16 protein-coding genes are annotated in these 15332 nt (G+C 34.0%); 2 read left to right on the plus strand and 14 right to left on the minus strand.

Annotated elements, in window-relative coordinates:
* Nucleotides 1–25: 25 nt before the first annotated feature.
* Complete coding sequence (locus JOE44_RS00200) at nt 26–850, plus strand: hypothetical protein (protein WP_209783813.1); 825 nt, start codon at nt 26–28, stop codon at nt 848–850.
* A gap of 254 nt (nt 851–1104) precedes the next feature.
* On the opposite strand, the gene JOE44_RS00205 is transcribed toward JOE44_RS00200, so the two are convergent.
* Entirely contained in the window at nt 1105–3504 is a 2400-nt protein-coding gene (locus JOE44_RS00205; RefSeq protein ID WP_209783814.1) for a hypothetical protein, read from the minus strand.
* Between the two features lie 481 nt (nt 3505–3985).
* Between JOE44_RS00205 and JOE44_RS00210 the strand changes: the two genes are divergently transcribed.
* On the plus strand, nt 3986–5896 hold the full coding sequence (locus JOE44_RS00210) for an amidohydrolase (protein WP_209783815.1): 1911 nt from the start codon (nt 3986–3988) through the stop codon (nt 5894–5896).
* Here JOE44_RS00210 and JOE44_RS00215 read toward each other — a convergent pair.
* The 13 genes from JOE44_RS00215 to JOE44_RS00275 form a co-directional block, all read right to left on the minus strand.
* Nucleotides 5891–6316, minus strand: coding sequence for an AAA family ATPase (locus tag JOE44_RS00215; protein ID WP_209783816.1), 426 nt, complete (start codon nt 6314–6316; stop codon nt 5891–5893). The genes JOE44_RS00210 and JOE44_RS00215 overlap by 6 nt on opposite strands.
* 199 nt (nt 6317–6515) lie before the next feature.
* Nucleotides 6516–7364, minus strand: coding sequence for a hypothetical protein (locus JOE44_RS00220; RefSeq protein WP_209783817.1), 849 nt, complete (start codon nt 7362–7364; stop codon nt 6516–6518).
* Nucleotides 7364–7945, minus strand: a complete 582-nt coding sequence (locus JOE44_RS00225) for a hypothetical protein (protein ID WP_209783818.1) — start codon at nt 7943–7945, stop codon at nt 7364–7366. The genes JOE44_RS00220 and JOE44_RS00225 overlap by 1 nt, the downstream gene beginning before the upstream one ends.
* 128 nt (nt 7946–8073) lie before the next feature.
* Nucleotides 8074–8400, minus strand: a complete 327-nt coding sequence (locus tag JOE44_RS00230) for a hypothetical protein (RefSeq protein WP_209783819.1) — start codon at nt 8398–8400, stop codon at nt 8074–8076.
* A gap of 19 nt (nt 8401–8419) precedes the next feature.
* Nucleotides 8420–8746, minus strand: a complete 327-nt coding sequence (locus tag JOE44_RS00235) for a hypothetical protein (protein WP_209783820.1) — start codon at nt 8744–8746, stop codon at nt 8420–8422.
* Nucleotides 8747–8765: 19 nt separating this feature from the next.
* A complete protein-coding gene (locus JOE44_RS00240; RefSeq protein WP_209783821.1) occupies nt 8766–9083 on the minus strand; it encodes a hypothetical protein in 318 nt (105 codons plus the stop codon).
* 69 nt (nt 9084–9152) lie between these two features.
* Complete coding sequence (locus tag JOE44_RS00245) at nt 9153–10406, minus strand: alpha/beta fold hydrolase (protein WP_209783822.1); 1254 nt, start codon at nt 10404–10406, stop codon at nt 9153–9155.
* Between the two features lie 10 nt (nt 10407–10416).
* On the minus strand, nt 10417–10731 hold the full coding sequence (locus JOE44_RS00250) for a DUF1648 domain-containing protein (RefSeq protein ID WP_209783823.1): 315 nt from the start codon (nt 10729–10731) through the stop codon (nt 10417–10419).
* Nucleotides 10732–10757: 26 nt separating this feature from the next.
* Nucleotides 10758–11660, minus strand: a complete 903-nt coding sequence (locus JOE44_RS00255; RefSeq protein ID WP_209783824.1) for a sporulation-delaying protein SdpB family protein — start codon at nt 11658–11660, stop codon at nt 10758–10760.
* Nucleotides 11648–12220 carry an SdpA family antimicrobial peptide system protein gene (locus tag JOE44_RS00260; protein ID WP_209783825.1) on the minus strand — a complete coding sequence of 191 codons (573 nt, stop codon included), beginning with the start codon at nt 12218–12220 and terminating at the stop codon, nt 11648–11650. Before JOE44_RS00260 ends, JOE44_RS00255 begins: the two co-directional genes overlap by 13 nt.
* Nucleotides 12204–13040: a hypothetical protein gene (locus JOE44_RS00265; RefSeq protein WP_209783826.1), complete on the minus strand. Its 837-nt coding sequence runs from the start codon at nt 13038–13040 to the stop codon at nt 12204–12206. The genes JOE44_RS00260 and JOE44_RS00265 overlap by 17 nt, the downstream gene beginning before the upstream one ends.
* Before the next feature lie 353 nt (nt 13041–13393).
* Entirely contained in the window at nt 13394–13939 is a 546-nt protein-coding gene (locus tag JOE44_RS00270) for a DUF3575 domain-containing protein (protein ID WP_209783827.1), read from the minus strand.
* A gap of 89 nt (nt 13940–14028) precedes the next feature.
* A complete protein-coding gene (locus JOE44_RS00275; RefSeq protein ID WP_209783828.1) occupies nt 14029–15165 on the minus strand; it encodes a helix-turn-helix domain-containing protein in 1137 nt (378 codons plus the stop codon).
* Between the last annotated feature and the right edge of the window lie 167 nt (nt 15166–15332).

The raw sequence follows: 15332 nt of genomic DNA on the forward strand, positions 1-15332 counted from the left end.
GTATGTTTGCGGTTAAAAAACGTATATGATACTAACCTTACTTAATATCTCATTTGGTGTTGGCGAATTTTTTTCAACAGTATTTTTAATTTTAATTATTTTATCATTCTCTACTTATCTCTACCGGATTTCTAAATATCAGAAGTATCACAAATCTAAATATGCTATTTCATGTCTTTCAATCATGTTAACATTGCATTTAGTTGTATTTCCTTTTTTGTATACCTTAATGCTCAAAAAAGATCCGGAAAGTTTTGAATTTAAAACTGCTATTCATGATAATCGAAAACAGACAGTTCTGAATGAATTGAGTGAAGATTCTAAGAACATTCCTTACGAGATTAAATATCTTGAAAATATTAAGCTCTCAAATAATACAATCCTAAACAGACGATTAAATGAATTGAAGAAATTAACTTTTACAGAAGGTAGTATAATACATTCAGATATTAATTTAAATATTACTGGTAGAGATTTTATGGCGACTGTTTATGTATTTGACAAAAATGGTATTTTAAAAAAGAAGTTAGGTAGAAGTGGAAGCCATGTGGAATTAGACTCTATGAAATTTGGAAGTTTAATTAATAATGATATTAACTACCTTAAGAAGGAACTTAACTATTATAAAGTTAAAAAGACTGAATTAGACAGAAATAATTTTTGGACTTTTGCAACATTACTTCCGTACAGTATATCTTCAATATTTACAGGAAATATGTCTCCTTTAACACCAATGGCTAATATATTATATACTCTTCATTATATCATAATCTATTGTATTGGAATAGGAGTTTTCCTTCATTTTCTAATTGTAAATCTGGAATTAATTATTAGAAAACGAAAATCTTAATTTCGATCCTTTATATTGTGAGACTTTGGAGAATTGGGGAGAAGTTATTTTAGTTTACGATGATTAATAGTCTCTGTAAGCAAAGATTCAAGAGTATTATTGTCATATTTTGAAGAAGTAAAGATGAAACTAACGAAGTTGATTCTTTCATAAAAACAGACAAATATCTATTCTTTATAACCATCATCACTTCCTTCTTCCAGCTTCCTTCTTCAAAACTAAAAAGCCTTTCAGGAAAACTGAAAGGCTTTTTATTATTTCAAAATCTGCTGGTCATAAAGAATGTTGTCGTCTTCATCAAAGCTTATGATCAGTACTTTATATTGTTTGGCGCTGTCGTTGTTGAAGAATTTAATTCTTGGAGGGACGTAATCGCTGTCAAATAAATTCGGGTTCCAGTAAAGGGTTTCGCGGGTATCACTTTCAATTTTTTCCGGAGCATTATCATCGATCATTTCAATAGGAAATTCTGAAGGTTTATCATATCCTTTGATGATGGATGCATTGTTCTTTGGTGCTTCTTTTTCATTGCTTTTGGATTTCATATTTCCTTTCATGGTATAGACGGCTATGGCATCACCTACCAGTCCTGATCCTTTAATGATTTTTACCATCGCTATATTGCTGATAGGAATGTTGGCAATCATGGTGGCATCTGTAGATATTTCATCCAAATACAGTTTAGCCTGCTGGCCGCGGATAGAGGGTACATTGATCCCTGAACTGTTTCTTTGAAAGGTTAATCCGGCTGTAGCTCTTCCTTGCAGCCAGTCTAATACATTCATTGATCCTCCGGTATGCTGGTTTTCGTTCACAAAGTCAAATATGGTGGTATTGACAGAACTGAACATTCCACTGGACAGTTGTTTATCCAGCTCTTCTGTGGGATCTTTCTTTTTTCCTACCAAAGCAACTTCCTGAATCTGTATTTCAGCACTTTCTTTCTTTTTAATATTTTTTTGGGTGTTGATGGCTCTGGAGATTTTGGGAGAAACCGTCTTGTTTTTATCGGTCTTTACCAATGTGTATTTGGTAGCAGGGAAGTTACCTTTAAATGGTGTGGGCGTAACTAACGGCTCTATGGTGACAAACAAATCATCCTTCCCTGATTCTTTGTTTTCTGAATTTACAAAAAATGATACGTCTAAAGGTTCGTCATTATTGAGATTATTTAAATAAATATATCCGTTTTGATCTGTTTTAAACTGATTAAAGCTAGGCGTATTTTTACCCAATCTCAATATTAAATTGACAGTGGTGTTCACCAGCATTGTATTGTTTTTAATAGGTTTTACCCTGTAGGAAAGATATTGCTCAGATTTGGTCTTAATAGAGGGTGTAGATCCACTGAGTGCAGAATTCCAGTCGAATCTTTTCCAGTTTTCAGAAATAAGCAGGGCATCAAGAGCCTCACTGTTGGCATTCCTGGAGAAATATTGTGCAGGGTTGTCTATTCTTGTGGTGAAATCTCCTGTCAACCAAAGTCCACTCAGGATATTTTCTTCTTCCGGAGTTTGAGTGCCATCATCTTCGCTTACGAGAACCGTATAATTTTTAAAATAAGACTCTGGAGAAAGGTCAATGCTGTTGAATGCTCTTGGCGTTGTTTTTAAGCTCTGGCCTATTATTTCCGCTTTCTCAATCTTTAAATTACCTGGCTTGATAAAGCAAAGCCTTTTTGCTACAACGTTATCCTGTTCATCAAAAATAACCAACTGTAAAATACCGTTCGCCCCATTACTTATTTTTGTAGGAATAAGACTGGATGCTTCATTGGTTAATTGATTGATATTCGCTCTGTAGGCAAGGTGGTTATTGATCATTCCGACAATTTTATAACCCTGAAGCTGTTGTTTCAGATTAACACCTTTAAGAGCATATTTTATCCCTTCTTTAGTACTGGAAACTTCAATATTAAGGCCGCTGTCTGCAACCTGTGGCAGATCTATGGTTTGACTTTTCCCCGTATTGTCCTGAATAATGGCCTGGTATTTTTTTCCTGAGGCCGGAGTTATTTTAAAAGAGGCTACATTTTTATCAAAAGATTTAAATGTGGTGATTGGAGTAGTGGGATTTTGAGAATCTATTATTTTTCCGGACCAGTTTTCCGGCAGTGATGAATTGGATGACAGCCTCACTGCAAATTTTGTAGGCATACCACTAATGAAAGTTCCGCCTTCGGGAAATGCTTTTGCAGACCAATCGGAATTTTTTGCAATAACTAATGATTCCGCAGAGCCTGGATTATAAACCGGAATGGTTTTTACAATTTGGAAATCTTCATTAAAATTAGTCATGTAAGGAGTATAAGCTCTTACAAAATAAACCTGTTCGGGAAGATCTTCTTTCAGCTGAAAATCTCCGCTGCCTTCCCCATTGGTCAACAGGATGGTTTTCCAGTCTATTAATTTTTTATCAGCATTGTACAGCTCAACAAATAGGGTAGTAGATAATGGAGAACGGTTATATCCGTCAAATACGAAACTTTTGAACCATATTTTGTCACCGGCAGCATATTGGGATTTGTCGGTAAGTACATATACTTTCTCCTGCTCGTAATTATCCTCAAGATTGGTAATTGCCTTTTCTAATTTGGTTTGTGCCAGTACAGGCTGTACCATTGAAATAAGCAATACACGGAATATATTTTTCATAAGAAATCTCAGCGCATTTTAATTCTTTGCTAATGTAGTCATTTAAAGACTTCGGTAATTGATATTTGACGGGTTATTTCACCAGAAAGAAATAGGATTGATCCTATTTCAAGAGTGAAAATTTTGAGATACCATGCATGATTAACCATTTCAAGGATTCAGAACGGAATTGTGAATTAAGTGGCAACCTGCTGTAAATTAAAAATTTAGATGTGAATAATTAATCAATATCAAGTGATAAAATAATTTTTGAACGGATATTTTTATTATTTTTATGAAATAAACTAAAACATGAAAACAAATGAAATTTATTCACATCCCAGTATTTACTTGAGTATAATATTCTAAGAACAATCCTTATTTATTCTCATTATATCATAAGCCTCATCCAATGACAGGCTTGTATTTCTATGTATATCACAATTAAAAATCGATACAAACAGAATTAAACTTACACACACTTTTAAACCCAATTATTCTTATGGAAAAATCACATTCACACACGCATGGCTGCACGCATTGCTCTTGCCACAATCCTGTTCTAGATGTTCTTAAAGAAGAACTCTTCAGTGCAGAAAATATGACCAAAATAAATCCGGGTTCCGGAAAAGCAACCCACGAAAAACCACAAACTCTGATGATCAGCGGAGGAACCATCCGTCCTATGATTGGAGGATCTACAGACACCGTTCCTTCTGTTGGGATTGCAGATGGAAAAGTTGTGGTAACCGGTACAAAAGATCAGGTAGAAGCATATATGAAAGAGAATTATCAGGAATTTCAAAGAAGAGAACTGACCGGTACCCAAACTTTACTTCCTGGTCTGATAGAACCCCATGTTCATATGGTTCCTACGGCAATGATGCATGGCTGGCTGGATCTGAGCCCTTTTGAAGGACAGAATTTAAAAGCTATATACGATTTGGCATCTGTGGGAACAATCATCAACAATCACATTCCTAAAATTCCCGGAGCTGTTATTTTAGGAAGAGGATTAGATCCTTCGTTAATGCCTTTTGAAGATAAAAATGGTAAGAAAGAGCTAATAACGATTGATAATGTAATACTCGATACGATTAATCATGATACCCCAATGATGCTGTTAAGTGCTTCTATGCATACTCTTTATCTGAATACCAAAGCACTGGAGTATGTGTTTAAACATAATTCTGATATCAGTGACGAGTATAAAACTGTTGATAAATATATCAGTGAAACCAAAGGCCAATTGCAGGAAGGTTTACAGATGACTCCTGCATTGAAAACGGTAAAACTGCAGATCATTGCGATGAGCATAGAGATTAACAGGTATCTTACGAATCTTTTCAATACAGCCAATTCAAGAGGAGTTACTTTTATGTATGATGCGGGTCTGAATAAGGGTTCAGAAGTACTTTTAACCAAATATTTCGAGACTCACCCTGAATGGGTAAGAACAGGCGGGGCATATCTTTGTTCCAATCAGGCAGATGTAGATAATCTTGACCCTTATCAAGAACCGGAACACTATAAACCTGTATACTACGGACATATTAAAGTGGTTTCAGATGGTTCCAACCAAGGACTCACCGGTTATCAGAGCGCTCCTTACCTGTGTGATCCCGCTAATAATACAGGGGTATTTAATTTTCCGCAGACAGGTATTCCTGCCTATACAATTCCGCCAAGCTATAATACATTAATCAATACGGTGGTGGCTGTAAAAGGCTGGCCGCTAATGGTTCACGCCAATGGAGATCAGGCCGTAACATTTGCTATCAATGCCTATCAGCGTAGTCTTGCTCAATATAAAGGTCGTGAGCTTCGTAACCGTATAGAACACTGTTCGCTGCTGACGGCCGATCAAATTACCAATATGCTTCAGATGGGAGTTTCTCCAAGTTTCCTTATCGGGCATGTTGGCTATTGGGGATATGCTTTTAAGGAAGTGATCTTTGGTGAGAAAGCGCAGATGCTTGACCTTTGCGGATCAACGCTTGCCGCTGGTATGAGAATTACCCTTCATAGCGACAATGAGGTAAGCCCGTTAGGCCCTTTAAGAATGATGGAACAGTCGATTACCAGAATCATGGAAAAGAATCCAACGGAGATTGAAGTGTTAAACAGCGCCGAGCGTCTTACTCCAGAGCAGGCTTTGATTGCGGTTACTTATGATGCTGCCTGGCAGTGTTACGCGGATAAATGGGTAGGGTCGTTAGAGGAAGGATACTTTGCAGACTTCGTTATCCTGGATCAGGATCCTCTTTCATTAAATACCCCATCGTTGCAATATATGAAAATGAGAGATATTCCGGTATTGGAAACTTGGGTAGGCGGTATCCCTGTGTATGTGAATGATAAGGCTGCAAAAACAGTAACCGAAAAAGATATGCTCTTTTCAGATAACTCATAATCTGTTCTGAAAAGAATTTAAATAATTGCTAATCAATACACGATCAGAGTAGATTATTTCTGCTCTGATTTTTTTGATAGGTCCTAATTTATCATGAAATATTTCGGAAATCATGGCCTGGGTTTTTTCAAAAAGAGGCTTAATATTTCGGTGCGGATCAAGAATATGAAGATAAGCTAAGATATCAATGAAACATCTGTCAAATAGTACATCGTTACTGCTTTGGGAAATAAGTTGTACGGAATAATTAAACTGCTCAACGAAGTCTTCCGCATTGGGTTCTTCTGAAAATTCAAAACCTGAAGATTCCATTTGATAATAAGGTTCTGTTTCCAATGTATATCCGGGAAGGTTTTCCAGAAGTTCTTCTGCTAATGTGGTTTTACCAACTTTATGAGCACCGAATATTGCAATTCTCATATTTCAGTCTGTGTTCAGGATTTCTGATGAATGATTTCTAGTTTCCATTGGGGCTGACCTCCTAATTTTCCATTCAAATCCAAATATAGGTAAAAAAGAAGGCTAATCCTTCGATGGGTTTTGAAAATATTCCAATACATAATCTTTACCATAAAAAATCCGTTTCACCACTGAAACGGATTTTTTTTAATCAGTAAGATTAAGACTGAGTAGGTTTTTCATTGTTAAAAGAAAACAGTAAAGTCAGATTCCAAATGATCATTATGGAACTGAAAAAATACAGATTTAATATAAATGCTATTCCCACATGCATTAAAATCGTTAAATATATCCAGTATTTTGAAATTTTTGGCTGCCATACAAAAAAAGGATAGGTCAACTCTAAAATAACGGTTAACAGTCCAAAAACAGTTAATAAGATAGGAAAATGTCCTAGAAATGTAATGTCATATGTATTGGTAGCGAAAGGTAAATTAATGGCCTTCCATATGTTTTCTCCATTCCACCAGTTGGTGCCAATGATCTTATCAAAACCTGCAAAAAAGTATACGATTGATACATGAATTTGAAATAATCGTTTAAAAGGAGATAATGCGATTGATGACAAATCACGAGGAATGATGGCTAGATAAAAAAGAGACATGCTGGTGAAAAAATCCACGCCATAAGCATAATAGGAGTTACTCTTTACGAGAGCAATTTGTAAAAGAAGAACAACAAGTGCTGATAGGTTTTGTTTGTAGCCTAATAACAACGTACCTAAAGCAGCCAGGAAGAGTATTTTAAATGATAGAATTGTCGTATCAGGGGCAATCCCCATTGTATCAAAAAAAATAATGATTTTGGGTAAATTTATTAAGTAATCCGGAACAAAAATATCCGTTACATTATACCCGATTACCCCTTCATTTACTGAATATAGATTTTTGAAATCAGGTAATATAGATACAAAATGAATGATGATGAGTAAAGATACCGCAATTCTGAAAAAGGTAAGCCAGAAATTGTTATTTTGCTGGGTAAAGAAAAAAGTATAAATTCTGTCCATTATTTAGTATAGGTCATTTCATTAGTTAAAAATAATTCTGTCTTATTCTTGCCTTTTACATAGTCCTGTAATGTTGGGTAGTTGTAAAGATATACTTTGAGATGAACCCCATACTTACCATTATATTGATTATAAATATGCTTTGACATTTCTTTCAGTACGATGTCAATATATTTATTAAACATTTCATTTTTGTCTCCCGTCAGTTTATCAAGAAATAACCTGTTTAAAGAAGTAAAACGAACGCTGGCTTCTTTGGTATTCAATTTAAATTTCTTGCTGTCAACCTTGTTTCCTTGTTTATCCAGCAGGTCGTAAATGATCACAAAATCACTGGATACATTCGTCCCAAAAAAACCATAGCCGGTCTCAAAACCCGTGTAAGAATTAAAAACTCTTAAAGGCTTAATATTATAAACAGAGGTTAGAAAATTGTTTAAAGGAGTATTCTTATCATACTGATAATAATTGCACACACTGTCTACTGTTGTTTTTACAGACGATAACAGGATGATTGAAATTATGGTAAAGGTAATTGTTAAATAAATCTTTTTTCTAAAAGGAAATTCTTGTTTTTTCATAATTATATATAGAATATTCCCGAACAACAGTTTATTGGAAATTAATAAACTATTATTCGAGAATAGTAAAAAAAAACCTTATTGATAACTGATGAACAGCATAGGGTTCAAAAGATTCAGGCTAACGACTATTTATAGTTATTAATTAAATTTTCAAGTTTTGTATTTTTTCCAGTCCCTAAACCTGTTCCAGTTCCGGTCCCAGGGCCTGATAGAATAATTCCTGTACTTGAATCTGCTGTAACCTGATTATCTAATGTTCCAGGAAAAGCTGTAGCGGATGAACCAATAACGATATTGTTTTTGTAGCCATTTAAATTCTGTATAGAAATTGAATGGTTATTGTTTCCTGTTGTATTGTTTAGATCCTCAACTCTGCTGGAGTTTACCTGTGAAAATGAAGAGGCAACGATTACTACTAAAGCTGCTGAAAATAGGAATGTACTTTTTTTCATGTTTATTAAGTTTTAAAAATTATTTGTAATGATTAATTAAGTTTTCAAGTTTCGTGTTTTTTCCAGTCCCTAAACCAGTTCCTGTTCCTGTCCCAGGGCCTGATAGAAAATATCCTGTACTTAAATCTGTCGTAGCTAGATTATCTAATGTTCCAGGCATAGCTGTAGCAGATGTACCGGTTATTATATTGTTTTTGTAACCCCTTAGATCTTTTATTGAAATTGAATGGTTCTTGTTTCCTGTTGTATTGTTTAAATCCTCAACTCTGCTGGAGTTTACCTGTGAAAATGAAGAGGCAACGATTATGACTAAAGCTGCTGAAAACAGGAATGTACTTTTTTTCATGTTTATTAAATTTTAAAGGTTATTTATAATCATTGATCAGTTTAGCGAGTTTCGTGTTTTTTCCTGTACCGGTCCCAGTACCTGGTGAAGTGCCTACTACCGCATAATTTTGGGTAACGATAACATCTGTTGTATTAACCTGATTGGTTACAATAGATCCGTCTATGACAACATTTACAATTTGCTTATGGCCTCGTAAATCTTTAACATCAACGATATGTCCTTTTTTGATAGCATTTAAATCTAGATTTTGACCTTTACTAGAGTTAGCTTGGGTAAATGAAGATCCCACAATTACTGCTAAAATTGCAGAAAAGAGAATGGTACTTTTTTTCATGTTAAATAGTTATTAGTTTTACTTACTTTCAAATTTTTTGTCGCTGTTTCAGTTTGTCCGACATGCCTGTTATTTTAGAATAAAATTTTTCAAATCCCTTAAAAATACCTCATCCACTTTCCCTTTTACGGTATAGTCTTTTGGAGAAGCGATGCCGGAACCTTTAATGTATAAATGACTTAATCCCGGGTACAACTTAAATTCTGCAGAAGTATTATTTTTTAATGCAGTCTTCCAGAGCATAAAATCTTTTTCAGTTACCTGATAATCTCTGTCGCCCTGAGCAAAAAACATAGGCACTTTAATGTGCTTTACTTCTTCTAAAGGGTGGTAATTCTGCAGGTATTTCCAGTAAGCAGCCGGAATTCCCATTGGTAATTCTTCTTTAGGGGTATTTGCATTAAATGTACTGGAATTCAATATTGAAATCCCTTTCTTCAGATTCTGAATGTTTTCATCTGACACCGCTGAAGCATCAATTTTATGAAGGTATTCAAACTGGTCTAATAATAAATCTTGCAGAGGTCTTGCATTTCCGGATAAGAAAATATATTTGGATACCTCTGCTTTAGAAGCTATTTTGGGCATCAGATAAGCTCCCAGGCTATGGCCTAAAATAATGATCTGGTATCCTTTAAAATCATTATTCTTCTTAAAATAGGTGGAAACATTGACTGCATCGTTGATTGTTTCCTGTTCAGCGGTTGACTGATCATCAAAGCTTGCAGGATAAGAATAGTTTCTTTTATCATATCGGTATGACGAAATTCCATTTTTTAACAGGTATTCCGCAATATCTTTAAAAGGACTGTTTTCTCCTACCGTTTCATTTCGGTCATTCGCTCCGGAACCATGAACAAAAATGACAAGTTTTTTCTTATTGTCTTCAGTCGGCTGCAATAATGTACCCTTTAGTTCTAATCCGTCACTCTTTATTTTTAACGTTGTTTTATCATCTTCCTTAATAAAATCTTTATGAGGCAATACATAAAAACCTATAATCTTATTATGATCAGTAAAAGTGATTTGAATATCAGGTTTTGATTTTTCAAATTCAGAATAATAGTAATAAGTATCTTGTTCATTATTGACTTCAATAACATTTTTAAATTTGCCAAACTGTCCTTCCAGTTGTCCCGGCAGAGATTTTAAAATGTCAATTGGAATTTGCTGGGCAACAGATTCATCAAAAAAATGATGCGTTTTTTCAGCATTTCCTTCAATAAATAAGGCTTGTATGAAATTACTTCCGATTTCCTTTCTACTTTGTGAATAAGTAAAAATAGAGAAGGTAAGAAGACATAAATTGAGATACTTTTTCATTCCTAAAAAATTAAAATACGGTATCTTTAAATAAGACACAAAATATTACCGTGATAATAACAGCGAGCACAACTAAAGATATCTGTATATTCTGGAAAACAGATTCTCTGTTATCATCATTAATCTCAATGGGCAGATTGAGATTTTGCGGAATCTTAATCAAAACCCAAATGAGTAATAATAACAGAACATTCAATCCAATCGTTAAAAATAAATAAATTTTATCTCCATATCCGTCCACATGATCACCATATCCATGAATGGGTATCATTTCGGGGATACGATCATACGTATAGAGCACATAGGCTGTATAAAGTAAAACCATAAGGCACGGAATGCAGAATAATAATTTTATTTTTTTTGAAACCATTTTAATGTGAAATTTTCGTTTGTTGGATACAAATACAGAATTAATGCTGCACTAATCGAGAAGAAGAACGAAAATATCCCATGGAAAATAATGATAAAGAAATGGAATACTAAAGCCACTACCAGAATAGATAATCTGTACTTTCTGCTAGCAAATAACGCTAAAAAAAGTAACAATTCTAAAATCAGTACACCATAGGTTAAACATGTAATAAATAAAGGGTTTCCTAAAAATGGATTTAAAAAATTAAAAGTATCAGGCATCCCAAAATTGGAATGATGAAGCCAATAATAAATAGCAGTTCCATTAGCCCATTCGGGATGTGCAAATTTTCCTACAGAGGCATGGAAGTAGATGATGGCCACCTGCAGACGGATCATATACAGAAAGCAAATCGAAATAAGATTTGTTGCACGATGCTCTTCTTTTTTAGCGTCCCAGTGATTTTTCCTATTATCCAATATACAAATAGGAATGAGAAGCAAAGTCAGAATGGTAGCAATCTGATCACCTCCGTCAATTACTGCTGCAGTATGCAAAAAGCTAAAAGAAATCCACCAATGTAATATGCAGGTTATCTTTTGGAAATAACCACTGATAACGAGGGCTAAAATAATAATTGCGCCCCATTTCATGAAGACCAGATCCTGATTGCCAAGCAAATAAAAAAAGTTGATTTTACTGGCAAACTCATTTTGCAAGGTGGGTATCATAAAGCTGCCAGAGACTTTACGTACAAAAATGGTATCAACCGGATTAATTAAAAGAGTTAATAGTGTTCCCAGTGCGATCAGGCTTCTTGATAAGCCCACAACATTGGTATAAGGTGCATGGGTGAAAGCGAATGCTCTCAGTTTATTTTCAATAGTGTTTAATTTTGACATGTTATTCTTACTTTAATAACTTTGGCGGGCATTCTTGTTTTATACGCTGAGTTACTCCATGCCCATGGAACGATACTATGGTAAACAATTAAATAATCTCCACACAAAATAGGTGATTTTATGAGATTCTTAATGGTAATAAACTGATCTGGAATTTTACCGTAAAGATTTTCATCATAATTCCATGTTGTTTTAGGAAATTTCTTTTTGTCCAGCATAGTGGCAATGATTTCCACTTCCATTGTCATTTTTGATACTTTACGGGATAACCCTATAAAGTTGCTTAGGTTCGCATGTTTCTGGCTAATTTTCTCAAGCTTATTATTTTCAATTTTATAAATATAAACCTGATCTTCTTTTGCCTCCCGGGTAAAAAATGCCCAACCTTGAGGAGCATAGGTGTAAACTTGACTTACATAGTTAAATTTATACTGAATAGGGTTAAAAGGAATACTTGAAATAAGAACAATAATAAATGAAATTATTGCAAATAAACCCAGACACACTGCTAAGGCAGTGTATCTAAGGTTTAAAAACAGGTTTTTAATTTTGTGAAGCATCAGCAATTTCTTGAACAAATAATTCAAATTTTAAATAATCCTCATTCATAACGCTTATTGATTTTCCTTTTCTAGGACTTGTTAGTTTAGGTCCCCACCAAGTAACCCCTAAGTAAATCGCAACAGCTCCCGCAACAGCAAGATTAGCTGTAACTGCAACTGTATTATGAATTGCTAAAGCTGCATAGTAAAAACATGCTACAGCCCACGAGCAAGGAATTGCTTCAACATCATAGTTCTGAGCTAAAAACTTCTGATATTTAACATTTAAATTTTTAAGATCTTCCGGGCTGATTTCTCCGCCTTCTGCTACCATGTTCTGTAATTCCTCATCTTGCTCAAGCTTATCCATTATAGGCTGAAACTCAGGTAAGATAATAGCTACATTTTCATAAATATGGATAGATCCATTTTTAATCGCATTTTGGATATTTGAGTTATCACCACTCAATATCTCTTTTTTGAAGTTTTCAAAATAATCGGCATCCTTCGTTTTTACACTTTTAACGAAATTGCTGAATCTCTTGTTAAATAAATCTTTTTGATCAGCAGGCGCAGCATTTACTTTTTCAACGATCTCTTTGTGAGATTCAATGTTTTTGGCAAAATCCCCATACGCAAAGAATATTCCTTCAAATAATTCTTCCCCGGAATATTCTTGGGCCATTTTTGAAGAAAGACCGTTAAGGTTCTTTTCAGTTTTGGAGTTTTCGGGTGAATTCCCTAAAGCATCATCAATGCTGTTTGAGCATGAAGCTAAAAATACGTTTAGTGTAAGTAACACAGAAACCGTACGCAGATTTGTTCTGAATCTTTTCATGGTTAAATAAATTTATTAGTTTTTTTGACTGAGCAAATATAAATATTTCAGTGAATATGCAAAAAGTTTATGGGAAAAATATAAGAATAGAGTATAAATTTATTTTTTGTGAACGAAATAAGTAAATGTTTTCAAGATAATAATTCCTATTTCGTATAGGATTTATTTTTGAAAGCAACGGGAATAATTTATTTTTTTTGTGTTTTGATTATCAGTGAGATAATTGCTTGAATGAACAAAGGTTATATAATCTACAAATCCCAACTTTCGTCAGGATTTTATGTATTCTTCATTTCTTGTAATGTATCCACTGCATACAAAATTTCTGCTATCCTTTTTAGATATATTGGATATTAAAACCGATAGCCAATACTCAATCCAAGTTTTATAACCTGGTCATGATCTGTTTTATTGGCATTGAACATCAGTTTTCCATAAGCTGCATTGGCTTCAAAAACAAGTCCTTTTTTGGTAACCAGCTTCCAGCCAAGACCTGCACCCAGTGCAAGATCATAAACATCTTTATTTTCAGTGAATGTAATATTGTCTGCTGCGTATATTTTTTTTCCATCAATGGAGGTGAACATTCCAAATCCTTCGACAAAGAAACCGGAAGCATATTCTTTTCCAAAATAATATCTGTAATAGGGGGAGATGAAGTAATTCATGTCTTTCTCTTTTGTATTGTCATAGACGAAAAATGCAGAGATTCCCAGTGATGATTTTTTGTTGAGGTACCGTTCAAAACCTACTTCCGCAGCACCGGATAGCGGAGAGATAAGATTCAGTTTAATTTCATTTTTTTTCTGATAAGAATTTGGAGTGGTTTCACGTTCACTTTGAGCTTGGACAGTATAAAAAGCAAACAAAATGAAGAGTAGTGAAAATTTTTTTTTCATAAAAAAGGTATTTGAATTATTTGAGTGCAAAACTCATATAATCAAAATTAAAGCAGGTTTCAAAAGCTTAAGACTGGATAAAATGGTACTTATTTGATGGTGTTTTTATATTCATTGGGAGTTTGACCGGTTACCTTTTTAAAGGAATTATAGAAAGTTGTTTTTGAAGTGAACCCGGCTTCTAATCCCATTGTCAGCAAAGTATAGTTTTCATACTCCGGGTCTGATATCATTTCCTTGACCGCTTCCACCCGATATTGGTTGATATAATGGGCAAAGTTATCTCCTGTTATGGTGTTTACAATTTGTGAAAGATACCCTGCGCTTATCCCTAGTTTTTCGGCAACTTTTTCTCTGTTTAATGTACTGTCGGTATAAATGTGCTCTTCTTTGCAAAGAAGTTCCAGTTTTTGAAAATACAGATTATCTGCTGTAATAGATTCCTTATACTCTTGCGGGATGCTATTATCTACCACTGGCAGATGGGTATACAAAACAGCGGTATCATTATTGAGTAAATTATAGATGGCATCTTTATTTTTGGCAAGTTTATATTTGTAAATACCTATATACGCTGTCCAATGAATGATGAATGTAGCAAATAAAGCTATGACACGCATTGTGGAAGAAATATCATAATCAAAAAATAAGCCGGATAGAGCGGTAATAAGCCAAACAAACAGCACAGAAGAAACAATTGTCAAAAAGGTAAGTATCCATTTTTTTTCCTGTGAATCTTTTAAATGTTTTATCATAAAATAAGAGTAAATGGGAAGGAATGGAATGAATGTAATGGCTAAAAAAATTTGAATCAGACTCAATATTTGGATGATAACCATGCCTGACTCAGACAAGGTATAAACTCCTGCAACATGATCAAGATCGTTGATAATATTAAGGACAGCGGAAAAGGCAAATGGGATAAAACACAAATATTTTTTTTGTTTGTATTTTCTGGTATGATCAATCCGGTTTATGATAAACAGGAATAAGAAAGCAGGCATTAGAAATACCCAATTGATATTGTCTGTAAAATGTAGAAGAGGATAGGAGGCAAATACATGATGAAGCTCAAAAACATAATTCAGTAAAATAATTGAAAGCGTAAATAGTAAATAGGCTAAATATTTATTGGAATTGCTATTGAACAGGGAAGACTTTAAAATAACTAAGCCTAAGATGAATCCCTGGAAAACTGCAATGTTTAAAAGTGTTGTATAAATCAATTTTTTATAAAAGGTGTTTTCAAGATTTGCTTTAGCATATCATGGTAATTATTGTTTAAATATAGCTCTTTCGTATGAATTGTTTGACTTTTTGTGAACTTGCTGGTTGGTGTATCGAACTAATTGTTAAGAGATTTTGAATCTATTTTTAATTATATGTGTTTCAT

The sequence above is a fragment of the Chryseobacterium sp. PvR013 genome, from assembly GCF_017833095.1.
In the GTDB taxonomy this organism is placed as follows: domain Bacteria; phylum Bacteroidota; class Bacteroidia; order Flavobacteriales; family Weeksellaceae; genus Chryseobacterium; species Chryseobacterium culicis_A.

Bases quoted from the DNA above. Each gene is read 5' to 3' on its own strand.
- JOE44_RS00200 (WP_209783813.1), top strand. From the start codon at position 26: ATGATACTAACCTTACTTAATATCTCATTTGGTGTTGGCGAATTTTTT.
- JOE44_RS00205 (WP_209783814.1), bottom strand. From the start codon at position 3,504: ATGAAAAATATATTCCGTGTATTGCTTATTTCAATGGTACAGCCTGTA.
- JOE44_RS00210 (WP_209783815.1), top strand. From the start codon at position 3,986: ATGGAAAAATCACATTCACACACGCATGGCTGCACGCATTGCTCTTGC.
- JOE44_RS00215 (WP_209783816.1), bottom strand. From the start codon at position 6,316: ATGAGAATTGCAATATTCGGTGCTCATAAAGTTGGTAAAACCACATTA.
- JOE44_RS00220 (WP_209783817.1), bottom strand. From the start codon at position 7,364: ATGGACAGAATTTATACTTTTTTCTTTACCCAGCAAAATAACAATTTC.
- JOE44_RS00225 (WP_209783818.1), bottom strand. From the start codon at position 7,945: ATGAAAAAACAAGAATTTCCTTTTAGAAAAAAGATTTATTTAACAATT.
- JOE44_RS00230 (WP_209783819.1), bottom strand. From the start codon at position 8,400: ATGAAAAAAAGTACATTCCTATTTTCAGCAGCTTTAGTAGTAATCGTT.
- JOE44_RS00235 (WP_209783820.1), bottom strand. From the start codon at position 8,746: ATGAAAAAAAGTACATTCCTGTTTTCAGCAGCTTTAGTCATAATCGTT.
- JOE44_RS00240 (WP_209783821.1), bottom strand. From the start codon at position 9,083: ATGAAAAAAAGTACCATTCTCTTTTCTGCAATTTTAGCAGTAATTGTG.
- JOE44_RS00245 (WP_209783822.1), bottom strand. From the start codon at position 10,406: ATGAAAAAGTATCTCAATTTATGTCTTCTTACCTTCTCTATTTTTACT.
- JOE44_RS00250 (WP_209783823.1), bottom strand. From the start codon at position 10,731: ATGGTTTTACTTTATACAGCCTATGTGCTCTATACGTATGATCGTATC.
- JOE44_RS00255 (WP_209783824.1), bottom strand. From the start codon at position 11,660: ATGTCAAAATTAAACACTATTGAAAATAAACTGAGAGCATTCGCTTTC.
- JOE44_RS00260 (WP_209783825.1), bottom strand. From the start codon at position 12,220: ATGCTTCACAAAATTAAAAACCTGTTTTTAAACCTTAGATACACTGCC.
- JOE44_RS00265 (WP_209783826.1), bottom strand. From the start codon at position 13,040: ATGAAAAGATTCAGAACAAATCTGCGTACGGTTTCTGTGTTACTTACA.
- JOE44_RS00270 (WP_209783827.1), bottom strand. From the start codon at position 13,939: ATGAAAAAAAAATTTTCACTACTCTTCATTTTGTTTGCTTTTTATACT.